Source organism: Exiguobacterium sp. s83, assembly GCF_018617095.1.
GTDB lineage: Bacteria > Bacillota > Bacilli > Exiguobacteriales > Exiguobacteriaceae > Exiguobacterium > Exiguobacterium profundum.
In genome coordinates this window covers 641,708-666,492 of the sequence record NZ_JACSJP010000001.1, presented here as the reverse complement: position 1 = coordinate 666,492, position 24,785 = coordinate 641,708, and the positions used below count along the sequence as shown (strand labels likewise).

Sequence of the window (24,785 nt, the reverse complement as noted above, 5' to 3'; positions counted from 1 at the left end):
TTTAGACACAAAAGCAACTGTAAAAAAGCACACTCAACAAAAAGTGCGCATTCCATCATCATCATCATTCAAAACAAATATTCAATCGTCATCTATTAACCTCTGAACCAATCCCAAAAATGAGCGCCTTGGGCGACAATCAAATAGTCGAACCAGCGTGTATAATCCATCGGAAGTTTTTCGGTGTCATCTGTGTAAGTCAAAAATTCTCCAACCCAAATGTAGTTTTCATGTTCATTGACGACCTCGCAAACAATCCATTCCCCATCTCTCCCGGCTCCGACGGGAATGAATTGTTCAGGACACTCCCATATTTCCCGATACTCGATCATTTCATCTACACTAAAAGTCGGATTCCTCCACCGTATGTCGGGTGAACAAACAGGTCAGCGCCGTTATGGGTCTTCAAGAAGTGAATAATGTCGATTGGGATTATTTGCTTCAATCGCTTAATTTCAACTTCCATCGCAGGCTCACTGAATAGAAAGTGTAACGTGTCTACATATCCCTCTTCATTTTGTATTTCAATCTGATTATTGACGAGTCTACTTTTAAACGTTTCAAGTGCAATCATCAACTCAACCCCACTTTTTGAAATTAACGACATTCGTACCGTATCTTTCATTTTCATTTTTCTAAGTATAGTATATATCGATCTTTCATCGTTCAATAAAAAAAGGTCGTCAGGCACGACTTGATCGCGCTCGATGACCTCGAATCATTTTCAATTCATCATGAAGCAATTTCAATCGTCTGTTTCGTACGTTTGACAGAAACGATGAAGTACAGGATTGCCGTACCGCTCGCCGCCCACCAAACCATGTCATACCATCCGTTCATCAGTCCAGCCATCCCAACCATCGCCGGGACAATCAGCGTCAACCATGATAATACGAGGGCGACACGTGCTGTGATGGTCTCGTTCGGTTTCCCGAGTCCCATTCCAAAGAAGAACAACGCCCAAAGGAATGACCAGAAGAACCACGTCAATGCCCCCATCGGATCACTTTCTGCAATCGCCATTGCGCCATAAAAAGCAGCTGCAATCGAAACGAATAATGAGAACCAGCCAACGCCACGTCCGTCTAAATTCAAAATAAACGTCACCCCTACATATAAATAAGTGAACGCAAATAGATAGATACTCGCAAGACCGAATTGCTCTTCTGGACTCGCCCCAATCAATAACCATGTGGCGATAAACGTTTGTAAGAGTCCCGTAAACAAACTAAAAAATCCTGCGCTCTTGCTATCCACTTTCCCGAGAAGAACGAGACTATTTAAAAACAGTGCGACGCCACCGAATAGTAAACTTACATTACCCACACTCATTACCCCTTTGTACAGATGTCTGACCTTTAATCTACTGTATCACTTTAGCTTGAATTCGCTTTCAGTGCAAGGGGATTTTTAAGTGTTCACGAGAACGCCACGCCTTACTCGTTCTCAAGGGTTTGGATGGCCTCGTCAATTCGCTCTTGTTCCTCATCCGTGAAAGTCGGATACTGTGGATCAATCCGTTCAAGAACTTCAATCATGACTGACGAAATAATAAAACGACTATACCACTCATCATCTGCCGGCAACACATACCAGGGTGAGACTTCCGTTGATGTGTGCGACAACATCTCGGCAAAGATTCCTTGATATTCTTCCCAATGCTGCCGCTCTTCGATGTCACTGAAGGAGAATTCCCAATTCTTTTTCGGATCCTTTAATCGTTCAAGCAAACGGTCTCGTTGTTTATCTTTAGATACATTGAAAAAGAACTTGATGACTTCGAATCCGTTTTCCTGTAAATAGCGTTCATAATCGTTGATTTGACGATATCGCATCTGCCAGACCTCTTCCTGGTCCATTTCCTCCGGAAGTACTTCGTCCCCCAACAAATCATGGACACGAGGCGCAATGACCTCTTCGTAATGGGATCGGTTTAAAATTCCGACCTGTCCTCTTTCTGGTAACAAATCATGCATTCGCCACAGATAGTCGTGCTTTTTCTCCGTATCGGAAGGTTTTTGAAACGCATTCGTCTTCAGTCCTTGGGCGTTCAAATTTGAAAAGATATAGCTGATCGCCTCATCTTTTCCACCCGCATCAAGCGCCTGCAAGACGACGATAATCCCTTTCTTACTCTCGGCATATAATCGCCAATGTAGTTCTTTCAATCGCTCGACACTGTTCGGAATGAGTTCAGTCGTCAAGGTGTCATCCTCCGGTTTGTCTGAAACAGTCGTTGGAATATCATCTAATTGAATCTTGCTGTTCGGTGACACAATAAATTCCTTCGTGTTCATACTCGTTCTCCTTTTCGCTCGACGTTCAACCTTGATTTACCCAAAAACTGCATAAGAAAATCCCTTCCGAAAATTTCGGAAGAGATGTTGAGAACTTAGTAGATTCCGACAGCGTCAAATGATTTCGCAGCTGATACCGCTTGCGGACTTGTCGCACCGTAAAGGTCTTTCGCAGATTGTACGACCGCTTGACGAAGGCTTGAGAAGTTAGACGTTGGTGTCAAGTAAACATTGAGGGCACGGTAGTAGATATCCCCCATCGCCATGACTCCCACACCTTGTACCGATACGCCGTAGTGCGATCCACCGTTACCTAAGAGGTATGCCGCTTTGTTGACGATACCTGAGTTGATGTGAACCCCACCATTATCTTGTGTGCCTGTGTAACGTTTTGAGTAGTGATCTGGGTCACCGTATGCAGCCGGGTTCGCCATCGAACGAAGTCCGTCGCCTGCTACACCTGGTGTGTAGATGTCTTCTCCTACCAACCAGTCGAAGTTAGTGCCGACGCTATATTCCGCCACTGTACCTAGGATATCCGATACTGCTTCATTGATCGCCCCAGACTCGTTTTGATAGATCAGTCCTGCCGTGTATTCCGTGACCGCGTGAGTCAATTCGTGAGCGACTACGTCAAGTGCACCTGAAAGATACGTGAACGTTTGACCGTCTCCGTCTCCGTATACCATCTTACTTCCGTCCCAGAACGCATTGTTGTAGCTACGGCTGTAGTGAACCGTTGAGTTCAATGCAGCTCCGGCGTTGTCATAGCTGTTCCGTCCGTAAGTGTTTTTGTAGAAATCATATGTCTTTGTCGCGTTGACGTGTGCAGAGACAGCGGCACGGTCATAAGTCGTGTTCAAGACGTTATCCACGTCAGCCCATAGCGAACCTGGGAGTGTCGTACGGTTTTTCGCATCGTACGTATAGATTCCCTTTCCACGCGTTGAATCTTGGAGATAATAGTAAGATCCGCTCTTCGTTGTCTTGAACGTTTGGCTGTAGCCGAGAACATCGATTCCCGTTCCCGTATATGTCGTACCTGTCACACCTTTCGTCGGTCTTGCATGAGCTAACTGGTCAAATTTATTAAGTACCTCACCCGTTCCAGCATCGATGAAGTATGTCCAACGTGACGGCTCTTCCGCTTCAAGGATTGTTCCGGTCACTTGATATGCATAAACCGACTTCTCACCTTTTGGATAAACAATCAATTCCGCTTCCGGTTCGAGCTCGTAGGCCCCTTTATGTCCGACAAGCTTTTTGTAACTCGCGATGGCTTTCTTTTCAGTTAACTTGATCGACTTATGTAGGTTCTTGACCGATTTCGCATCATCCACGACTGTCTTCAATTGACCCGCTTCATCTACGACACCGACTACCACACCACCGAATACTGGCACGCCATCAACTGTCTGTTGGAGCTTAACCACTTTCCCGACTTTGTCTGATTTCGACTCGATCGTCTTGAACTCACCTTTTGATTTGACGTACTCTTTTACAATCGTTGTCGGTGCACTTTCTGATGGTTTCGTCAGAGTGCCTGACTTCAATTCTGCCGCACCGACCAATTGCGGTACGAGCAATACGCCTGCGATTAATGATGTAGAAACAACTTTTTTCATGTGTTTACCTCCTTTGTGATGATTCTTACTTTACACACTTTCCCACAAAGGCTGTATCCATCTTTTTAATTATTTTGATAATTCATAATATTGAGTATTTAGAACCATTCATTCTATTTACGACCTAATTTTATCCAAAAAAAATTCGTGCTCCTTAGGAAAGGAGCACGAATCATTAATACACATCTTTTTGGGTAAAGTGGTAAAACGCATACGCCAAGGCGGCCATCGACCAAATGAGAATGACGAGGAGCGAAAACGGTAACGTCATCCCATCGATTGGGGGAGCCTGTCCTTCCAAATAGGTATGAAGACCGAAGTTGACGTTCACCAGGTATTTCGAGCTATCCCAGTTTGAGCCAAGCGATGTCAAGAGTGGCCCTGAGATGAGGACAGCCATCATGATTCCGATTCCAGTCGCCGTATTTTTCACCAAAACAGAAATCATGAGAGAGATTGTCCCGACCGCAGCCACCACGAGCCATGAAAGCCCCATCGACATAAGCAAGTACTCCCACATCGGCAACGTATGCACAAAGTCGGTCGAGAAGGTTCCGGTCGGCGAAGCTTGGAAACCGGTCAAAATCGGAGCATTCCATCCGTCCCAGCCGAGAACGATGCCGGATATGGCGTAACTGACGACGGCGGTCACAAATATTAAGATCGATGTATAAAGGAGCGTCGTCAGCCATTTGGCGAGTAAGATCTTATATCGCCGGACCGGTCGCGATAACAACGTCTTAATCGTTCCATCGTTATGTTCTCCGCTCACGATATCTGCCATCAATACAATAATGAACAGCGGTAGGACAAGCGTAGTCCCTTGGGAGAAGAAGACACGCATAAACGTCGGAGCTCCCGGATAATTCGGATTGATATCATTATCAAGATAATACTGATTCTGTTGGACTTGGAACTCAAGAATCTGCCGAAACTCGTCTTGGACGTTCGCGGAGGCGAGTCGGTTTTGTGTATCGATGATCTCTTGCTGGAGATCGACACGCCAATCAGTCGTTCCTTGTTCTTCGCGTTGTTTCTCGATTTGACGATAGTTCGCATACGTGAACATCGAAACAAGCACGATCAGGATGATGGAGACGACCATCAATCTGCGTTTCCGATGAATCTTGAGCACTTCATTACGAATGAGACCGAGCATCGATGGATTAGGCAATGTGATCACCGCCTGTCAACGTGATAAAGAGGTCCTCTAACGTTTGGACTCGGCGCTCGAGTCCGAACACCTCGACATCTCTTTCCATCAAATATCGATTCAACTTCGCCGTCTCTTCCACGTTCATGGAAATACGAATCGTTCGCTCGTCCACCACGTCCGCTTGGTCGATTCCTTCGTACCCTTGAACGATCGGTAATACTTCGAAGCTATTCGTTACATGTAAGTCGACCGTTGACGCGAGTTCTTCAATCAAAGCATGGACCGTCCCCACCTTGACAATCTTTCCTCGCGACATGATGGCGACTCGGTCCGCTAGTAGTTCAATCTCGGCCAGGATATGACTCGATACGAGAACACTCAGTCCCGTTTCTTCAACGAGTCGACGAATGAAAAGTCGTAAATCTCGAATCCCCATCGGATCGAGCCCGTTCGTCGGCTCATCCAAGATGAGCACCCGTGGATTGTTTAATAGCGCCTGGGCAATCCCGAGTCGCTGTCGCATCCCGAGAGAGTACGTCTTCACTTTATCATCGATTCGAGCGGTCAAATCGACGAGGTCAATGACTTCTTGGATTCGCTTATCATCGACTCCAGGTAACATGCGTGCGAACGCTTCTAAGTTCTCACGTCCGGATAAAAACTTATACAGCTCTGGATTCTCGACGATTGCGCCGATTTGACTCATCGCTTGGACAAATTGTTTGTCGACACGATACCCACAAATCGATACATTTCCTTTCGTCGGTTTGATCAAGCCAACAATCATTCGAATCGTCGTCGTCTTCCCGGCGCCGTTCGGTCCTAAAAATCCGAAGACCTCACCCGGGTAGACGTCTAACGAAATGTTATCGATAATCGTCTTTTTTCCAATCACTTTTGTAAGTTGATGTAGCTTTAACGTCGGTTCCATTGTCTCACCTCTTTCCTTATTCTATCGGACAAAAGTGAATCTGTCCTATTCGAACATTCACATAGGGCACATCCACACATTTTTGATATGATGTTCATATAGAAAGCGAGGTCAGCCCATGAAACAGTCGAAATGGTATGCATTTTTAAGTGGCGCCGTTCTTTTAACGGGAATCGCCTTATATGGTCTATGGATCGGCTATCAGGATATTGTCAATCCGCCGGAGCGAACACTTTCCGTCTCCGAAGACGAACGCCCTGAACCACAAGGAGACGTCTACGTCGCATTAGGCGATTCGTTGACACGCGGTGTCGGGTCAACATCAGGCGCAGGATATGTACAGCCTGTCAGCACTGCTCTTGAAGAAGAAGGCGTACGTACGCAAAACCTTGCCGTGTCTGGGGCACGAACAGAAGATTTACTCACACAACTCGAGCAACCTGAAGTGCGTCGAACGATTGAGAACGCACGATATATCACGTTGACCATCGGTGGAAACGATTTGTTCAACCGTGGGGAAAACGTCGATAACTTCGAATCCGTCGATATTCAACAAGTGGTCACGGATGCGAAGACGAATTTAGAAACGATTTTCACTGAAATTCGTTCACTCAACGATTCGGCAACCATCGTGTATATCGGTCTATACAATCCGTTTCAAAATGATGAGAATGGACAAGCATTCAATCAGCTCATCCTCGATTGGAACGCATCAGCGAAACAATTGGCGAATGCGCAGAATATCGATGTGATCGACCCGTTCGCCTACATCTCTGACTTATCAAGAGATTTAGCGACCGATCAGTTCCACCCGAGTGACCGTACGTATGAGAAATTCGCGAATGATGTACTCTTCGTTCTCGAATAAACAAAATCCTCGTCAGCTTGACGAGGATTTTTTACTTCTCATATCGAACAATCCACTGTTCCCCTTGTTTCATCATGCCCGTCCCGACCCAACCGGCTTGAAGCAACTCAACTTGTCGCCCACGATTTTCCATCGGTACATCTTGCGCAACTGATGTGGGATGCCACGAACGATGCATCTCTTTGTAAAAGATATAGCGGAGTTTCCCGCCATACTTTTCTTTCAACGCCCCGATTCGGAGTCCAAGCGTGAACTTGTCTTTCATGCTTGGAATATTGAACGGTGCGACAGTCGCACAGACGACATCGAAACGGTTATCCGATTCAACTTGTTTCATTAGTAGTTTGCCCAAATGTGTCTGTAGTCCATATCCACGGAAGTCTGGATGGACGTTCGTCACTTCCTGATACAGGACACGTTCAAGCGAATCCTCCGGCCATCCGATATCTCGCCCTAGATGCTCCGCATCAATCGGTGGGATGAGCATCGCTCGGAACGCGATAATCCGACCATCTGATTTTGCCCCAATCAACGTCTGATCCGTCAACAGTTTCGTGAACTCTTCAACCGATAACGATTGATAGTGCTCCGGTTCAGCCAACGCCTGAATGACCGTATCTTGAACGGTTAACAGTTCCGGTAAATCGGACAAGCCTAGGACGCATACATGAAGTGAAAGGTCTTTGATCTCACCTTGCCACATGCGACTCATCTCCAACCACGTAAGATTCCGTCGTCAATTCACGTAACACGTCCTCATCGACGTCAATACCGAGTCCCGGACGATCGTTCAGCGAGATGATTGGTAAATCATATGATAAGTTTCCAACATCTTTCCCGAACCGGAGCGGACCCGTCAACTCGACCGTCTTCACGATTTTACTCGAGAAAGCGACATGGAATCCTGCACTCGATGCAATGGAGGATTCGACCATAGAACCAATCTGGCATTCGATTCCGGACATCTCCGCCATATGGACCAACTTCTTCGCTGGATAGATGCCACCGCACTTCATCAGCTTGATGTTCGCTTTATGGGCTGCCTGCATCATCGTCAAGCGTCTCATATCGTGAATATCTTTCAACCCTTCATCCATCATGAGCGGGACGGAGATTTTTTGTTTCACTTCGAGCATGCCTTCAAAATCATCCGCCTTGACCGGTTGTTCGACCCAATCGATGCCATACGGTTCGAGTAGACGCATGGCTTGAACCGTATTGGCCGCGTTGATCCATCCCTGGTTAACGTCGACTCGAATCGGCACGTCATTTCCTACCGCTTCCCGTACCACCTTGACACGCGCCACGTCCGTTTGCACATCGACTCCGACCTTCATCTTCACTGCCGTATAACCTCGTTTCATTTGTTCGAGTGCCTCTTGTGCCATATGGTTCGGCTCTCCGATACTCAAGACGTGCGTGACTGGGAATGACTCATGGTACCGACCGCCAATCCATTCGTAGATTGGTTGATTCAGCTTTTTCCCGATCACATCATGACACGCGATGTCAAGTGCTGCTTTGGCAGCCGGAACACCACGAATCGCACGGTCCATCTCGTCATGAATATGCTCTAGGTGCATCGGATTTTTTCCGATTAAGAGCGGAGCCAATAGATGACGGAGTACACTGACCGTGCTCTCAGCGGACTCACCCGTCACATGCTCATCCGCCACGGCTTCTCCATAACCGACAAGTCCACATGCGGTTGTCATTTTGACGATGACAGAAGGCATATCATCATAACGGTGATAACTGACGATGAATGGTACCTTTAATGGAAAGCGAACCGAGAAAATTTCTATTTTTTGAATATTCATGTTCATCACTCCTTTACTTCAACTGTCCTTTCCTCTATATTGTCGTTATATAGTCGCTAAATTGCAAGGGGGATTTTACATGTCCATCCATATCGCCGTTGTCGGCTCACCATCGTTTTTACAACAGGTACAGAACGGTTCTTCCTTACCCGATGTTCGAATCGAGGGATTTCCTTATGATGACCCGCGAGAAGCGAAAGACATCGCTACAAAACTCCTATTTTTTGACGGAGTGTTCTTCTCCGGTTCATTCCCTTATACGTATGCGATGGAGGAAGCGAACCTTCCATTTGCCCATCACGTCGTTCAAGATGATGTCGTGTTATTGACGTCACTTTTATACGTGACATTGACACAACAGCTCCGAATCGAAGAGCTCTCCATCGATCTCGTTGATGCGTCACGACTTGAATCAATTTTAGCATCGTTTCCAAGCCACATGTCGCCACCGCAAGTGAAAGAACTTAGTCCGTATATGAATTTCGAAGAGTTGATTTCGTTTCATGAGCAACTTCAACGAACTGGGACGACTCGATTCGCCTTGACAAGTGTCGAACGAGTCCATCGACACTTAGTGGAAAATGGTTTTGCTAGTCAGCTCATGATAGAGCCAGAAGAGAGAATTCTCCACCACTTCCATGATTTTATTCAACAGATTCGTTTGAACAAATTGGACCAGTCACAACTCGCTGTGCTCTTCTACTCGGATACAAGTGAAGATACGCTCAATTATACGACAAAACATCATTATTTCGGTGGTAAATTGATGGAGTCCACTCAAGACGGCATCATCCTATTATCGAGTAAAGGAAAGATTGAATCCGCCATATCAAACAGTTTAATCTTGCCAGAGGAAACTCCTGGTCATGTAGGTATCGGGTATGGGTCCGATTATCAACGTGCCATTGAGCATGCCGAACTTGCACTTCATACGACAAGTAATTCCACTATACGAATCGTCGACGATTCAAAACGAATGACGTTCACCGATCAACCGGCACCGATTCATTTCCGTGTCACACAAACGCGTGTCTATGACATGATGAAGCAGACGGGTATGAGTCCGATTAATATCGAAAAGCTCATTCACTTTTCAACGGACCATCTCGAGTTTACAGCGAAAGAGTTGACCGACCATTTAAACGTGACACGTCGTACGACAGAGCGACTCATCAAAAAATTGGTTGATGCAAAACTTGTTCATCGGATTGGCGAAGAGATGAGCTACAGCCAAGGTCGTCCGCGTACCGTCTATAAATTTCAATTCCCGGTCGATTGACGACCGGGAATCGTTTTATTGAGCCGCTTGTTCCGCGACAGGTTCTTCCTGTTGGATGACTGCCATGCGCTCAATCGTATATCCCGTAAAGGCATAAACAATCGAGATGACTGGTACGATGAAGTTCAAGACGGCGTACGGTGCATATTCGAAAGCTCCGACCCCGAGTGTGCCGAGGATGAATACCCCACACGTGTTCCACGGTATAAAAACGGATGTCAACGTCCCTCCATCCTCGAGGGCACGAGATAAGTTTTTCGACTGTAGTCCCATTTTTTCGTATGCTCCAGCAAACATGCGTGACGGGACGACGATTGAGATGTACTGCTCCGAACACGTCGCATTCGTTGCAATCCCAGCTAAAATCGTTGAAGCAATCAACGAACCTGCCGTTTTCGCCAATTTCAAAATTTGGTTCATAATAGATTGTAGCATTCCCGAATATTCTAAAATCCCCCCGAACGTCATCGCGACGATGGTCATCGAGACCGTGTACATCATCGCATCAAGACCACCTCTACTGAAGAGGTTATCGACCAGTTCATTTCCCGTCTCGATGACATAACCACTCTGAAGAGCGCCTACGCTGTCAGCGAGCGTTCCACCTTGAATAAACACTTGAGCCAAGAAGCCCAGTGCAATCCCGACGACGAGCGCCGGAATCGCCGGCACCTTCTTTGCAACGAGCAAAATGACGGCGAGTGGAACGAGGAGTAACCATGGTGAGATGACAAAACTGTCCTCTAAAATCGTCAATGTCTGTGTGATTTCAGACGAGTCTGTCGAAGAATCTGCAAATCGTCTACCGAGCCATGCGTATACCCCGAGTGCAATGATGAGTCCTGGAATTGTCGTATAGAGCATGTGCCGAATATGTACGAATAAATTCGTATGAGTTAATCCTGCCGCCAAGTTTGTCGTGTCTGACAAAGGCGACATCTTATCCCCGAAGTAAGCTCCTGAGATGACAGCCCCCGCTACCATCGGCGCCGGTATCCCCATACTCAGCCCGATGCCCATCCCCGCTACTCCAATCGTCCCCATCGTCGACCATGAACTCCCGATTGAGAGCGCGACGACCGCACAGATGAGACAAATCGTTAACAAAAAGTATGCCGGTGAGATGATCTTCAGTCCGAAATAGATCATCGTGGCAACAATTCCTCCACCGATCCATGCCCCAATCGTCAACCCGACCAAAATGATGATGACGACTGCCGGTAGGGCGAGACGAATCCCTTTATACATCATCTCTTCAATCTCTTTCCACTTGAACCCGTGACGCCAGGCGACGAGCGAAGCGACCGCTGTCCCGACGATGAGCGGGATGTGTGGTCCTTGACCGAGCTTAACGATCGAGATGAGCATGACGACGATCATCACCCCAAGTGGCAAGAGTGCCCACCCTAATTTCATGTCTTGCTTGTTCCCCGTTGTTTCCATCTAACTTCCTCCCCCATAGCGAAAATTCAGAATTGTCGTTATATTGTCGCTAATAACGTTATGATAGCGCTTACAAGGAGTGGATGCAATAAAAAAATGAGTGGACAGACATCTGTCTATCCCACCCATCTTGATTTATGTTGCTGCAATCCGGAGCGCATCCGCGAGCAGGCGTGCCCCATCTTCTAACGCGTCACGGTCAAACGTCATATGCGGATGATGAAGACCTGGACCTAAATCAGCGCCGATGCCAATCATCGTTGCATCAAGTGACGGTTTCTCGACGGTATAAAAATGAAAATCATCGCTACCTGACGTGACGATCCGTTCAACGAGAGCCGACTCACCGAAGCGTTTCTCAATCGCTCGCTTGGCGATTTGGCTAGACTCTTCCCCAACGACGGCTCCCGGTGTAAAGTCTTGCCACTCCCATTCAAGTTTCACACGATGAAGCTGGCCGACCTGGAGTAACATGTCTTCGACACGATTGCGCAGTTCGAGCAATTCTTCATTTTGTTGGGCACGGACGTCAATCGAGAACGTCGCATTTCCTGGAATGATGTTCATGTTGTCACTCCCGGCGTGTACCTTCGTCAACTTGACAGAGTGCGGCTCAAACGGTGACAAGTAAATGCTTTTAAGCATGTGTTGAATCGTGAAGATGACATCGAGTGCGTTTTGTCCTTGATGTGGTCTCGCACCATGCGCATCATCCCCAATGACCTCTCCCTTTAAGAAGAAGGCAGCACCATGTTGAATCGCCGCCGCATATTGTCCCCTTTTCAACTCTTCTTGTGGACGTAAATGGATTCCGAATAGTTGCGTCACGTCCTCTAACGCCCCTCGTTCGATCATGGCGAGCGAACCATTCCCTTGCTCTTCGGCAGGTTGGAAGATGAAACGAATTCGCTTTTGTAACGTTTCGTCTTTCAACTGTTCGAGCGCACCGAGTACCATGCTGATGTTCGCGTCGTGCCCACATGAATGGTTCGCTCGAAACGTACCGTCCACTTGTTGCCATAACGCGTCGATATCGGCGCGGACCGCAATCACTTCTTCTCCCGATCCAATCTCCGCGATTACTCCGGTCACGTCCTCAAACGTTCGATGGGGAATCGACCAGTCTGATAAGATGGATGCGATTGTTCGAGTCGTCTCGACTTCTTTCCAACTGATTTCTGGATGAGCATGGAAATGCTCAAACCACTTGAGTACGCTTGTCATATGTATCTCCACACCTTTATATTTTTTTGACACCTTTGATCAAAACCCATTGAAGCGGGAGTCGTCCCCATGTAATCCATTTCGGAATGACCTTCCCACCGATTCTAGATGGCTTGACGGCCATGTTGATATTTGCCGGGAAGACGGCGATAAAGAATGCCGGTAGCGTCCGTTTCACGAACGATGTTCCCTTGTTGAGTAAGAGCATCGCCCCGAACACGACTTCAACGACTCCGCTTAGTTGCACCATCAGTCGGCGGAACGGCCAAGATTTCGGAATAATCGACATGAACGCCTTCTCTCTTACAAAATGTAAAATTCCTGCCCCGAATAGTAACACCCCATATAAATTTCGTACCATAACTCATCCTCCTTTTGTATAAGCATAGCAAAAAAGGCGGGCATATTGCCCACCTTTTACAATGCAGAACCGTTCGCATTTTGAATCTCGACTTGAACCGTCTCCGTTTTTCCGTCCCGGATATATTCGATGTCGACCGTTCCGTCCGTATCGCGAATCAATTCACTACGGAGGTCGATGAACGAGCTGACGTCTTTGTCATTGATTTTCACGATGACGTCACGTGCCTTAAGACCCGCTTTCGCAGCTGAACTATTTTGTTGCACTTCCACGATGATTGTTCCCGCCGTCACCGATTCAGGCAAGTTGATTTGTTCCGTCAAGTAACCTTGAGGGAACTCTGATACGTCACGAAGTGAGACGCCGAGTGACGGATGATTCACTTCTCCCGTCTGTTCGATTTGATTGATGAGCGGAAGGGCGATGTCGACTGGGATTGAGAATCCGACTCCCTCGACTTCTGCTGTCGCAATTTTCATCGAGTTGATTCCGACGAGTTGTCCTTCTTCGTTGATTAACGCACCACCTGAGTTACCTGGGTTGATGGCCGCATCCGTTTGAATGACCTCGGCATTGAAGTCGGCCTGTCCGTTCTCATCCGTATCGACGGGTACGAGGCGTGACGTCGATGAGACGACACCGCGTGTCACGGAGTTCTCGAATTGTCCAAGCGGATTCCCGATGGCGATGACCGTTTGACCCGGTTTCAACTCGCTCGATTTGCCGATTGAGATGACGGCCGGTACTTTGTCAGCGTCCACTTTCAAGACGGCCAAGTCATACGTCGCGTCACTTCCCATGAGTGTCGCTTCCGCAGTCGTTCCGTCATTAAAGGTGACCGTCAGCTTGTCCGCTCCGTTGACAACGTGATGGTTCGTCGCGATAAATGCCGAGTCACCTTCTTTTTTATAGATGACACCTGATCCGACTCCAGCCTCGACCGCCTCACTCGAGAATCCGCTTTGGGCGAAGTTGTTTACAGTCACGACGGCCGGTTGAGCGGTCGCGACGGCATTTGTGACCGAAGAATCGGATACGTTCGATGACGTTTGGACCGGAGTCCCTTGCGAGGTCACGTTTGTGTCACTCACACTCGTCGCGGGTTGGTCGATGAACGGATATGCGATTGCGCCCGTCAACAACGCTCCGATGACTCCACCGACAAGTCCCGGGAACATACTGCTGACGAATGACGGTTTTGATTGTGTTCGTACTTTTGTCTCTTTTCGGTTGGATGAACCGAGTTCTGTATCTAACCAATCTTTTTGTTGCTCTGATTCATGTAATTGATCGTGTTCATTTGATTGATCGTGACGATCCATAATGATTCATCTCCTCTGTGTTATCTTCTACCCTTACTATAACGAAGAGGAACACTCATTTATAAAATAATAAATGAATTACAAGATTCTTCACATTTTACGTCATTTCATTCAGACAATCACATTTCTTAATGTACCGAGACCTTCAATCGTCACTTCGACCGTGTCTCCCGTTTGTAGATACGTCGGTGGCGTCATCCCGTGCCCAACTCCGGCTGGTGTACCTGTCGCGATGATGTCACCCGCTTCGAGCGTCATGCCTTTCGACAGTGTACGAATGAGTTCATCAATCGGACGAATCATATCGGCTGTCGTCCCATCTTGACGCGTCTCCCCATTGACACTTGTTTTGATTTGGAGAGGGAACTGGAGCTCGTCCGCTGTGACGACGAACGGTCCCATCGGACAAAACGTATCGAACGACTTGCCACGGAAGAATTGGACATGTTCTTTTTGCACGTCTCGAGCCGTCACATCGTTTAGAATGGTGTAACCGAAAATGTGCTCCTCGACCGCTTCGATGTCTCGTCCAGACTTGCCGATGATGACGGCGAGCTCACCTTCATAGTCAAGTTTTTCCGTCAATTCAGGATGACGCTCAATGACCGCTTCCGGACCGACGACCGAGGTCGGTGCTTTCGTGAAGATGACGAGTTTCCCTGCTCCTGCTGTATCCATCTCTTTCACGTGTTCTTCGTAGTTTTTGCCGATACAAATCACGTTTTTCAATGGACGGTACGGGGCGAGTAGTTTCACATCCGTCATTCGGTATGAGGGCGCCACGTCCAAATCGATATCTGGTTCGAACTCACGCGCGATCACTTCTAATAAATTTGTCGTATGTACTTGATTGCTGACATCGTAGACGAAATCGCCTTTGACAATCCCCACTCGTTGCTCTTCCTGCATCTCAAAACTACACCATTTCATTAAAACTCCCCCTTTTTCATCATTATACAAAAAATCGAGACATCTCTGCCTCGATTATACTTTATTCAAAAAGATGATTCGTTGATTACTCGATCCTCGAAAACGAAGTCCCATATCTCGTAGCGACTGCTCGTAACGACCGTCGACGAGCACATCGGCGTAGTCCAACACGGTTTGAATCGCTTCGTCATGCATCGCTTCCAACTGTTCGAGCGTATAACCCGTATACACCCACACATTTTTACCGAGCGACTTACATGCCGTGACGAGTTTTGCTAACGCTGACGATTGAAGAAACGGTTCGCCTCCAGAAATGGTCACCCCGTCCCAACCACTGAGCTTGACGCGCTGAACAAGTTCCTCTACTTCGACATCCTCACCCCCGGTTGGATTCCACGAGGAAGGATTGTGACACCCTTTACAGTGATGCGGACAGCCAGCAGTAAAGATGACCGTCCGAATCCCCGGTCCGTCAACGACGGATTCTTCAACGACGGATAGAATGCGCATCATGTTTCACCCTCGCCCGCTCTTCTTCTCGCTTCGCCGTATTCCAACGGTTCATCGTCCCGACCAAATAACCGGTGATGCGGCGGATTCGTTCAATGTTTGTATCCTCGCCACACGTCGGACAGGCATCGTCAATCAGTCCTTCTAACCCACAATTTCCGCAACGATCGACCGGATGATTGATGGAACCGTAGCCGATATCATGCTGTCGCATCAAGCGGACAATCGATTCCACCGCTTCCGCATTGTGGGCAAGTGACCCATCGACTTCGACATATGAAATATGTCCCGCGTCACACAATGTGTGATACGGTGCCTCGATTCGGATTTTCTCACGAATTGATACAGACTGATAGACCGGCACGTGGAATGAATTTGTATAAAAGGCACGATTAGTGACACCTTCAATCATCCCAAACGTTTCCTGGTCTCGCGTCACAAATTTACCTGACAATCCTTCTGCCGGTGTCGCGAGCAACGAAAAATTCAAGTCGTACGTTTCGGCTGCCGCACGCATGCGATTGGCCAAGTGCGTGACGATATCGAGACCGAGTCGTTCCGCTTCACGCGACTCAGCATGTGTACCTCCCGTCAACACCTTCAACGTTTCAGCGAGTCCGATGAACCCGAGTGAGAGCGTTCCTTGTTTCAGCACATCTCGGACTTCATCATGAATATGTAACTGCTCACTTCCACGCCAGACCCCTTGTGTGTAGAGGAAACGGAATTCTTCAGCGCGACGCGTACATTGATACTCGAAACGCTCAATCAACTGTTCGATCCCGATGTCGACATAGCGGTTGAGAATGCGGTAAAAATCCGAGATCGACTCCGAGATCAGTGCCATCTTCACCAAGTTGAGTGTGGAAAAGGAAAGATTGCCACGACCGATCGACGTCTCTTCTCCGTGTCGGTTTCCCATGACCCGAGTGCGACAACCCATGTACGCCACTTCAGATTCATGTGTCCCATCATAGTAAGCGGCATTGAACGGGGCATCGATGAATGAGAAGTTCGGAAATAACCGTTTGCCTGTGACCCGACACGCTTCACGGAAAAGATCGACGTTCGGATCGTCCTCCCGAAAGTTGATTCCTTCCTTCACTTTAAAGATTTGAATCGGAAAAATCGGAGTCTCTCCGTTCCCTAACCCACGTTCCGTGGCACGAAGTAACTCTCGAATGAGGATACGTCCCCACTTTGATGTGTCCGTTCCATAATTGATCGAAACGAAAGGCACTTGCCCGCCCCCTCGTGAGTGCATCGAGTTCGCATTGTGGATGAACGCCTCACACGCCTGATACGTCGCCGAAATCGTCTCTTCTTCCGCGAGTGTCTCCAATTGCGTTTCTTCCCAGTCAACGGGTAAGGATTGAAGTCGGCTCAGTTGACGCTCATATGTCTTCTCGACATACGGTGCCAAGTCGACGTCAAACATTGGGAAGGCCTGCCCCCCATGCTGCATGTTTTGATTCGCTTGAAGGATGATCGACGCGAGTGCCATGGCAGAGCGAATGTCCTTTGGCGACCGGATCGTCCCATGTCCCGTATGGAAGCCGTCTTTCAACAATTGACCGAGTGGAATTTGACAACATGTCGTCGAGCCTGTGATGTAATAGTCGGCATCGTGCACGTATAAAAAGTTATCAGTGACGGCTTGTTTTGACCGTTCCGACATCAAATACGTCTGCGATAGTTCTTTCGACACTTCTGAAGAGAGTCGTGCTAGTTTTCCGAGTGGGGATTTCCCGTCCACATTCGCATTCTCTTGTACCAAGTCTTGGTCTGGTAAGACGCAGACGTCCTCATACAACTGCAGTAATTTCAAAACGCATCACCTCACTATATATGGATTCAAAACATTCATATTCGTTTTAAGAATCCTATATATAGATTATGGCATGTGTTTTTCTCGATGGTCACGAGTCGATATTGTGACAGTTTACGTGTGATCATACGATAAAAAAGAGCCTCGTCTTCGGTAAGACAAGGCTCTACGTTATATGTGACAAACATCATTTATTTAACCGCTTTTACAACTTTTAATTCGACTTCTTCTTCTAATTCTTGTGCTTCACGGAGACCTTTCGAGTTCAACCACGTATAGATGGCTCCCATGAAGAGCGCTCCACCGATGATGTTACCGAACGTCGCAGGAATCAAGTTATGAATCGCACCTGCCATGCTGATCGTCTCAGGGTGTGGGACGACGAGCGTCAAGGCGAACAAGACGAAGTTGGCGATGACGTGGTCGAATCCTGAAGCGAAGAAGACCGCGACAAGGAAAATCATCGAGAAGATTTGAGCGAACTCATTTTTCATTTGTTTCGGTAAGAAAATAGCGAGACAGACCATCCAGTTACAGAAGATGGCGCGGAAGAAAATTTCAACCGTCGTATGATGCATTTTACTCTCAACAACGGAGAACAACCAGTTGTTCATCCCGAGTTCTTGGATGACGCCAGTCGGTGCAAGTAGTAAGGCGAATAGGATTCCCCCGAGTGCGTTCCCGACGAAGCAGAGCAACCAGACGAGCATCGTGTCGCTGAGCGTCGTATAACCACGAAGCGTCGACGTTGTGAAATACATCGTATTTCCCGTGAACAACTCAGCTCCCCCATAGATGATCATGACGAGCGCGATCCCGAACGAGAAGCCTCCGATGAGTGTCGTGAACGGAGATTCCGCTAAATACATACCGTTGACGACTTTCAACGTGAAGATTGAGGCAAAGCCGATAAAGATCCCGGCTAACATTGCCCGTAAAAAGTATTCCATTGGACGATAATGAATCATTTGCGAGGAAGCCTGTGCTTTTTTCCGTAATGATTCGAGTGCATGGATTTCCATTGATGCCATGTCACAAACCCTTCTTTCTGAATAATTAAATAGGAAAGTATCAGTTCGAATATGTGAAATCATTAACAATATAAACTGTACAGTCTCTGTTGGCAATCCTGTCTTGCATGAATTGACAGAGTGTTCACATCGTAATCGTTTACATATGGCGGATTTGTGACAAAGAAAAATTCTCCCTATTTTCGGGAGAATAATAAGACAAAGTTTATGAAACCAATCGTTCAGATAAGGGAATAATTCTTTTTCATGAGTTCATCAAATGTTAATTTTAATCTTTACTCTACATGAAGCGTTTCATGATTAACAATCAAAAGTTGTCCACTCCTACAAAATCTCCTAGCACATCTTCATAACCCACGACTGCAAAGTCTTGTTTTGTGAACTCTTCTAAATCTCCAAACTGACTTTCTAATTCATCGTTCGGTAGAATACAAAGATATCTATTCAATCCTTCGACCTGATCCAGCAGGATTGCCTTTTCTTTAACAGGTAAAAGCGATTGTATCGATTTGTATGACATATAATACACCTCACTCAATTTTATGAATTGCATTGTAATGTTCTTCTGTAATCACTACATTTTATGATAGTTCAATAAATATATATTAACTGTCTCTTGGTCGACTATTGCAATTCAGACATTGTAAATTTTATCAGTGATATTCCTTTCCGATTCTTATCTTAGTGAAATGAATTTCAGCGCTTGCTGGAGGGAAAAGCAAATTACATACAAATACCTCTGTTTCTTCAAGTACATAGCTTGTTATACTAACATCATGCATAAAATAGGGAAGCTGTAATCTGCTTAATTCTCTTACAGGCACTATTCGATCGTCGAGTGGAGCAGATATGTCTACTTTTATACAACCTAAAAATTCAATCTGATGGTGATAATTTTCATTTTCTTCTTCGATTATTAGTAAAACTTCATCTCCAAAATAACGGCAATCGAATCCTAAAACGCGCGCATCCCAGTAGTATATTTTTTCGATTTCTCTTAATATTTCCTGAGCTTTCATTTTTTCACCTTCTGTATGGAATATGTGCTGCTTAACTACGTGGCTTCACAAGTTTTAAATGGTTTTAATAATTTTGATTGTATAAATGAACATCATGATACAAAGCTATATGATCTGGCTAAATTTACTCTTATTCTAACTCTACGGACTGTATTTCTCACATCGATAAACCCGCTATTATCAGTTTATATAATTCTAACAAAGAGTCATCATGAGTAGACCCCCAAACCTCATCATACATATCATTTTTCATAGTATCTATGTAACTCGACTATGCGTTAAAACATGCTCAAACTGAGGCCCTCATAATTCATTTTTCGTTTAAATAATCTATGTAAAATTTTTGAGGTAAATTCTTTGTTAATTCTTCAATAGATTTATATTTTTTTTCATTAGAAAACAAAATAAACCCAAGTCCATCTCCATCTATTTTAATAAAAGAAGTTGGTATACTCATATCAATTAAAGGTACAAATTGAGTTCTAGAGAACAGCCACTTACCATATTTCTTTAAAGTGAAATTCAATTTATCTTTAAAGATAATGTTATAAAACCCATTTTGAGCAGACATCCAGTACGTTTCGTTAATCAAAAACCTTAAATCTTTTTCGTTTTCTATTTTTGCATTGCAGTAATAAATAGAATTCTCATCCCCAGAGCAATAGTTCATAGAATATTTAATTTTCCTTGAATCCATTTTTTCAACCATCTCATTATCCTGACTTATATTTTTAGATAATATAAATGTTATGACTATTGGATATACGTTTTGGTAAACCAAAAAATCAATTAAAGCTTTTTGGTTATCGATAATAGTTAAATCATCATAACTAGTGATCTCATAAACCTTTTTAATTTCACCTATAATGAAATAATTATCTAAATTATCTTCAATCTGCTCTAATAGACGCTTCCTTTCAATAATTGTAAGCTCTTGCATAGCGATCACCTTTGAGTTTTCAGTTTAAAGACCTTGTAATTTAAATCAGCTGTTTTTTCTATTAATTTTTATGATGGTCGGGGACTATAAAAGTTATATTGAAAAATTAGTGATTGTGAAATGGTTACTCTCTTATAGACTTGCTTTATATATTAGTAAGCAAATTAGATTACAAGAAAACAAAATGACAATGTGAAACATAATGTTCTTCGTTATACTCTTCTAAACACATTTTTAAACACTTAGCATCCTCACTTAATTTCGTTTCAAGCAAAGAATATCCTATGAAAGTGATTTGATCAGGAAAAGTTATATAATCCACATCAGTAATGACATCCCAAAAGGCATCCCAATTTTCGCCGTAATGATCAGGAAGATGAAGACTTTCTTTTAATATCTGATGTAGTTCCGATGAAGAAGTAATGTTACTTAAATCGATATATAAATGCGACATATATTGTCTCATCTCCAGCATTTATCTTATTAATCATCTAAGATGCATTAAGTTATGAAAAAAATTCATTTAATAAGTTCCAATGAGTTTTTCGTGTCTAATATTTATGCCAATACTTATTATCACTCAACATTCTCAGTCATAAATCAATTAAACACACTCATCGCAATACGAACATTGTGATGTATAAGTCTCCATCATCTCGAATCAATTGGACTTGGAAAGGAATATTATTATACCTCTCTTTCAAGCTAATTTTCCATTGCTGACAAAGAGTCTCTGCAAAAGCTTCAATTTGATTATTTTGACTATAACTATCGACATCATTTTTCTTATTAATAATGAAGAAATCTTTAGGCTCGTACAAATTTACCATCTTTTCAATGGAAGACAAATCTGCTCCAAATTCTTCTTTCCAACCTTTATATGAACTAAGAGATAAACTGTCTTTAAAAAAATAACAGTTCTCATGACAGATTATTTCTGGATTGAAAAATTTTAAAAAAGAAAGAGCGTCTTCAATACTATATTTGTAATTTACGAAACTCCACCAAGTAAACTCTTCTCCATTAACTTCTCGAAATTCTATAAATTCTTTAATTAAATCGTTAGAAAACATTATAATCCCCTTTCTCAAGTTCAACTATTCTATCTGTCTTTTTCCGATTGATTCTTTCTAAATCCCTACTCGTCGAGAAGAAATCTAACAACAAAGTCATACCCCCGATAGCAGACATAAATCGAAATAAGGTACGAAAGAACTCATATAGAATCGTGGCGCCTCTATTAGTAACCAGACCACAATCAACTGAATAGCCTTTAAGACACCTGAGATGATTATAATCGAGTCTAAAGATACCTCAATTTGTTTTTCTCTCAAATTATCACAAATTCCTTCACCTAACATTATGAGCCCTTTCGATTCAACTTATCTAAGTTTTAAGTGCCTTGTTTATTCCATGTATAAGTAAAAGGTAGCCATAACATTCTCACCATTTTGATAAACTTTTCTATATTGCAACATTTCTAAAAATGTTCGTAAAAAAAATGTTGATTAATAAACAAAGGAGCATCGCCCCATCTAGGGACGATGCTCCTCTGATTTAATCGAATTGCTTATTCTTTATCCTCAGTCGATTCTTCTGTTTCTTCAGAAGATCCTTCAGAAGCTTCTTCTTCAGTTGAACCTTCTTCTGATTCTTCCTCTTCAACTTCTGCAACCGGCTCATTCACAGAGGCGATGTGCATATCTGGTTCCGAGACAATCGTGTACGATTTGTCTTCTGGAAGATCTGCTACCGTCACCGAATCACCGATTCCAAGCTCTGAGACATCGAGTTCGATGCGTTCTGGGATGTTGGCAGGTGTCGCAGCGACCGTCACTTTATAAAGTGACTGGGCGAGATATCCGCCTTCTTTGACGCCTTTCGCGTCGCCAACAAGGACGATATCCGCTTCAACTTCTGTCTCTTCATCCATCTTCACGGCCATGAATTCGACGTGCTGATAGAAGTTTGTGAACGGGTCCGTTTCTGATCCGTGCACGAGCGTATTGATTTTATTTCCATCGTAATGGAGTTCAATCAAGGCATTGTCACCATGGTCTCGGAGAATTTTACGAAGGTCCATCTCGTCAAACACGATTGGTGTGCTGTCTACTTTGTAGCCGTAGACGACGCCTAACGCTTTTCCTTCGTTACGCAACTTCGTGCGTAGTGATCGTGGGCGTAATTCTCGTTTTGATACTTGAAGTTTGTTCGTCATTTTCTTTTCCTCCTACATGGATATACATTTCATGTCGACATCTTGAGGGTGAGGCAGTGAAAAAGCCACCTCTCAACCTCGATGCGTTGAGTGACATGTGTATAGTTTTCCCATGTGGGCTCCTGCATAAACGTTACATAGTGTTAAAACAAGGTAACAAGACGATTACATGACGCGTTTAAATAACTTCTCAAGCTCATACGTGCTCCATTTCACGAGAATCGGTCGCCCGTGCGGACAGGTAAACGGAGACGTCGTACGACTCAAATCATCAATCAATTGTCGCATCATCTCCCTATTGAGTGGATGGTTCGCTTTGATCGATCGTTTACACGCCATGAGGATTGATGCTTCTTCGCGATATTTCGCGATGTCGATTGACCGCTGTTGAATGGCCATCTCCACCAGATCACGAATCGTGCCCTCTAAGTCATGTTGCGGATACCATGTCGGAATCTCACGGACAAGGAACGTGTTACCCCCAAACGGCTCTAACGTGATGCCTGCATCCGCTAGAAGCGGGAGCACTTCTTCGATAGCGAGCGTCTCTTCTTGCGTGAACTCTAACGTCAGCGGAATCAATAGAAGCTGATACTCTTTTTCCGGACGTCCTAACTGCTCATAAAACAACTCATACTTGATGCGTTCCTGAGCGGCATGTTGGTCCATCACGTACATCCCGTCTTCCGCTCCACAGATGATATAACTCGAATGCAGTTGCCCGATGACGTCTAACGCCGGAAGACGCTCCGACTGATGTACAGGCTCTTCGACCTGTTTTGGTTCAATCATCTCTGGATCCGGTTCATGAACGAGCGGCGCCGGGTTCCACTGGGAGGGAGACGTGAGCGACTCTTTTCGCTCGCGAGGAATCGGATAGTTCCACTCGACCGGATCTGCCTGTTTAGGTTGGGGCTCCATCGAAAAGTCGAGTTTCGACTGTTCGGACGGTGTCACACGTTTCGGCTTCGGCTCTTGTTTCACAGACGGAATGAGACGTTGCTCCCGGAGCGTCAATTGAACGGTCTCTCGGATGAGCTGGCATAGTTCTTTTTCTTTCGACAAACGCACTTCACGTTTCGTCGGATGGACGTTCACGTCAATCAACATCGGGTCCATCTTCACTTCGAGCACGGCAATTGGATAGCGACCGATCGGTAAGAGCGTATGGTAGCCTTCAAGCACGCTTTGGGTCAGTGCAAAGTTCTTGATGCTTCGACCGTTTAAGATGAGAGTCACGTACTGTTTGTTCGAACGGGTCACTTCCGGGCGTACGAGATGGGCGCTCAGCGTATAATCGTTCGTCTTGCTCGACGCCGTGACGATTTGTGCGGCGACTTGGCGACCATAGATGGCAAGCATGACTTGTTTCAAGTCTCCATTCCCGTTCGTACGCAACAATTCTTTCTCTTCATGAAAGACGGTGAATCGAATCTCCGGATGAGACAGCGCTAAACGGTTCAACGTATCCGTAATACTTGCAAGTTCCGTTGCTGACGTCTTCAAATATTTCAGCCGTGCCGGTGTGTTGAAGAAGAGCTGACTGACCGCAATTTCGGTCCCGACGTTCGTCGCCGTCGGATTCGTCGCCTTGACGACTCCACCTTCAAGCGTCATCTCAAAACCATCCTCATCTGCTCGCTTTGACTTCAAGGAGACGTGGCTGACCGACGCAATCGAGGCGAGCGCCTCACCGCGGAAGCCGAGCGTCCGAATCCGAAACAAGTCATGCTCGTCCCGGATCTTACTCGTCGCATGCCGCAAGAAGGCTCGCGCCGCATCTTCTTCATGGAACCCATGCCCGTTATCTCGCACTTTGATTAGACGGATGCCCGCCTCTTGTAAGTCGACGTCTACTTTCGTCGCTCCCGCGTCAATCGCATTTTCGACTAATTCTTTGACGACGGAAGCCGGTCGCTCGACGACCTCCCCGGCTGCGATTCGGTTCGCGAGCTGTTCAGGTAACTCTCGAATGATTCCCAT

The 24,785-nt window shown here is 45.5% G+C and carries 26 protein-coding genes; 2 read left to right on the top strand and 24 right to left on the bottom strand.

From position 1 onward, the window contains the following. Positions 1-95: 95 nt before the first annotated feature. The 7 genes from KNO73_RS14970 to KNO73_RS03410 all read right to left on the bottom strand — a co-directional run bounded on the left by KNO73_RS14970 (position 96) and on the right by KNO73_RS03410 (position 6,009). Positions 96-332, bottom strand: coding sequence for a hypothetical protein (locus KNO73_RS14970; RefSeq protein ID WP_251024834.1), 237 nt, complete (start codon positions 330-332; stop codon positions 96-98). A 5-nt stretch (positions 333-337) separates the two neighbouring features. Beyond that, positions 338-631 carry a hypothetical protein gene (locus KNO73_RS14965; protein ID WP_251024833.1) on the bottom strand — a complete coding sequence of 98 codons (294 nt, stop codon included), beginning with the start codon at positions 629-631 and terminating at the stop codon, positions 338-340. Between the two features lie 101 nt (positions 632-732). Next, a complete protein-coding gene (locus tag KNO73_RS03430; protein WP_240499815.1) occupies positions 733-1,332 on the bottom strand; it encodes an AmiS/UreI family transporter in 600 nt (199 codons plus the stop codon). A 104-nt stretch (positions 1,333-1,436) separates the two neighbouring features. After that, the gene (locus tag KNO73_RS03425) at positions 1,437-2,297 is read right to left on the bottom strand and encodes a PPK2 family polyphosphate kinase (RefSeq protein ID WP_215112039.1); all 861 of its coding nucleotides are present in this window, start codon (positions 2,295-2,297) and stop codon (positions 1,437-1,439) included. Between the two features lie 95 nt (positions 2,298-2,392). Further along, positions 2,393-3,922 (bottom strand): M4 family metallopeptidase, encoded by a 1,530-nt coding sequence (locus tag KNO73_RS03420; protein WP_214684387.1) that lies wholly within the window; start codon positions 3,920-3,922, stop codon positions 2,393-2,395. Between the two features lie 175 nt (positions 3,923-4,097). Beyond that, positions 4,098-5,096, bottom strand: coding sequence for an ABC transporter permease (locus KNO73_RS03415; RefSeq protein ID WP_078146813.1), 999 nt, complete (start codon positions 5,094-5,096; stop codon positions 4,098-4,100). Next, on the bottom strand, positions 5,089-6,009 hold the full coding sequence (locus tag KNO73_RS03410) for an ABC transporter ATP-binding protein (protein ID WP_078146812.1): 921 nt from the start codon (positions 6,007-6,009) through the stop codon (positions 5,089-5,091). The genes KNO73_RS03415 and KNO73_RS03410 overlap by 8 nt, the downstream gene beginning before the upstream one ends. 118 nt (positions 6,010-6,127) lie before the next feature. Here KNO73_RS03410 and KNO73_RS03405 point away from each other — a divergent pair, with 118 nt between their 5' ends. After that, positions 6,128-6,877 carry a GDSL-type esterase/lipase family protein gene (locus KNO73_RS03405; protein WP_078146811.1) on the top strand — a complete coding sequence of 250 codons (750 nt, stop codon included), beginning with the start codon at positions 6,128-6,130 and terminating at the stop codon, positions 6,875-6,877. Positions 6,878-6,908: 31 nt separating this feature from the next. Here the strand turns inward: KNO73_RS03405 and KNO73_RS03400 are convergent, their stop codons facing one another. After that, a complete protein-coding gene (locus tag KNO73_RS03400; protein ID WP_078146810.1) occupies positions 6,909-7,580 on the bottom strand; it encodes a hypothetical protein in 672 nt (223 codons plus the stop codon). After that, the gene (locus KNO73_RS03395; RefSeq protein ID WP_215112038.1) at positions 7,567-8,697 is read right to left on the bottom strand and encodes a mandelate racemase/muconate lactonizing enzyme family protein; all 1,131 of its coding nucleotides are present in this window, start codon (positions 8,695-8,697) and stop codon (positions 7,567-7,569) included. Before KNO73_RS03395 ends, KNO73_RS03400 begins: the two co-directional genes overlap by 14 nt. Positions 8,698-8,776: 79 nt before the next feature. Here KNO73_RS03395 and KNO73_RS03390 point away from each other — a divergent pair, with 79 nt between their 5' ends. After that, entirely contained in the window at positions 8,777-9,976 is a 1,200-nt protein-coding gene (locus KNO73_RS03390) for a hypothetical protein (protein ID WP_215112037.1), read from the top strand. Positions 9,977-9,991: 15 nt separating this feature from the next. Here KNO73_RS03390 and nhaC read toward each other — a convergent pair whose 3' ends face one another. From nhaC to mutL, 15 genes are all read right to left on the bottom strand, one after another. After that, positions 9,992-11,392 (bottom strand): Na+/H+ antiporter NhaC, encoded by a 1,401-nt coding sequence (gene nhaC, locus KNO73_RS03385; protein ID WP_462189999.1) that lies wholly within the window; start codon positions 11,390-11,392, stop codon positions 9,992-9,994. Between the two features lie 162 nt (positions 11,393-11,554). Beyond that, a complete protein-coding gene (locus KNO73_RS03380) occupies positions 11,555-12,643 on the bottom strand; it encodes an amidohydrolase (RefSeq protein ID WP_078146806.1) in 1,089 nt (362 codons plus the stop codon). 16 nt (positions 12,644-12,659) lie between these two features. Next, positions 12,660-13,004 (bottom strand): DoxX family protein, encoded by a 345-nt coding sequence (locus tag KNO73_RS03375; protein WP_078146805.1) that lies wholly within the window; start codon positions 13,002-13,004, stop codon positions 12,660-12,662. A 56-nt stretch (positions 13,005-13,060) separates the two neighbouring features. Then, positions 13,061-14,326 (bottom strand): S1C family serine protease, encoded by a 1,266-nt coding sequence (locus KNO73_RS03370; RefSeq protein ID WP_214731370.1) that lies wholly within the window; start codon positions 14,324-14,326, stop codon positions 13,061-13,063. 111 nt (positions 14,327-14,437) lie between these two features. Then, entirely contained in the window at positions 14,438-15,256 is an 819-nt protein-coding gene (locus KNO73_RS03365) for a fumarylacetoacetate hydrolase family protein (protein WP_214731368.1), read from the bottom strand. A gap of 54 nt (positions 15,257-15,310) precedes the next feature. After that, positions 15,311-15,766 carry an anaerobic ribonucleoside-triphosphate reductase activating protein gene (gene nrdG / locus KNO73_RS03360; RefSeq protein WP_074037124.1) on the bottom strand — a complete coding sequence of 152 codons (456 nt, stop codon included), beginning with the start codon at positions 15,764-15,766 and terminating at the stop codon, positions 15,311-15,313. Continuing rightward, positions 15,744-17,594, bottom strand: coding sequence for an anaerobic ribonucleoside triphosphate reductase (locus KNO73_RS03355; RefSeq protein WP_214731366.1), 1,851 nt, complete (start codon positions 17,592-17,594; stop codon positions 15,744-15,746). Before KNO73_RS03355 ends, nrdG begins: the two co-directional genes overlap by 23 nt. Positions 17,595-17,785: 191 nt before the next feature. Next, on the bottom strand, positions 17,786-18,616 hold the full coding sequence (locus KNO73_RS03350) for a formate/nitrite transporter family protein (protein WP_041918029.1): 831 nt from the start codon (positions 18,614-18,616) through the stop codon (positions 17,786-17,788). A gap of 316 nt (positions 18,617-18,932) precedes the next feature. Beyond that, a complete protein-coding gene (locus tag KNO73_RS03345) occupies positions 18,933-19,145 on the bottom strand; it encodes a hypothetical protein (protein ID WP_143404758.1) in 213 nt (70 codons plus the stop codon). A 133-nt stretch (positions 19,146-19,278) separates the two neighbouring features. Then, positions 19,279-19,644, bottom strand: a complete 366-nt coding sequence (locus tag KNO73_RS03340) for a hypothetical protein (protein WP_214731364.1) — start codon at positions 19,642-19,644, stop codon at positions 19,279-19,281. Positions 19,645-19,954: 310 nt separating this feature from the next. Beyond that, positions 19,955-20,584 (bottom strand): hypothetical protein, encoded by a 630-nt coding sequence (locus KNO73_RS03335; RefSeq protein ID WP_214812455.1) that lies wholly within the window; start codon positions 20,582-20,584, stop codon positions 19,955-19,957. A gap of 169 nt (positions 20,585-20,753) precedes the next feature. Then, positions 20,754-21,038, bottom strand: a complete 285-nt coding sequence (locus KNO73_RS03330) for a barstar family protein (protein WP_214684400.1) — start codon at positions 21,036-21,038, stop codon at positions 20,754-20,756. Between the two features lie 160 nt (positions 21,039-21,198). Continuing rightward, positions 21,199-21,675, bottom strand: coding sequence for a hypothetical protein (locus KNO73_RS03325; RefSeq protein ID WP_215112035.1), 477 nt, complete (start codon positions 21,673-21,675; stop codon positions 21,199-21,201). Between the two features lie 479 nt (positions 21,676-22,154). Beyond that, positions 22,155-22,802 carry a 50S ribosomal protein L25/general stress protein Ctc gene (locus KNO73_RS03320; protein WP_214684403.1) on the bottom strand — a complete coding sequence of 216 codons (648 nt, stop codon included), beginning with the start codon at positions 22,800-22,802 and terminating at the stop codon, positions 22,155-22,157. A gap of 165 nt (positions 22,803-22,967) precedes the next feature. Continuing rightward, positions 22,968-24,785 (bottom strand): DNA mismatch repair endonuclease MutL, encoded by a 1,818-nt coding sequence (gene mutL / locus KNO73_RS03315; RefSeq protein WP_215112034.1) that lies wholly within the window; start codon positions 24,783-24,785, stop codon positions 22,968-22,970.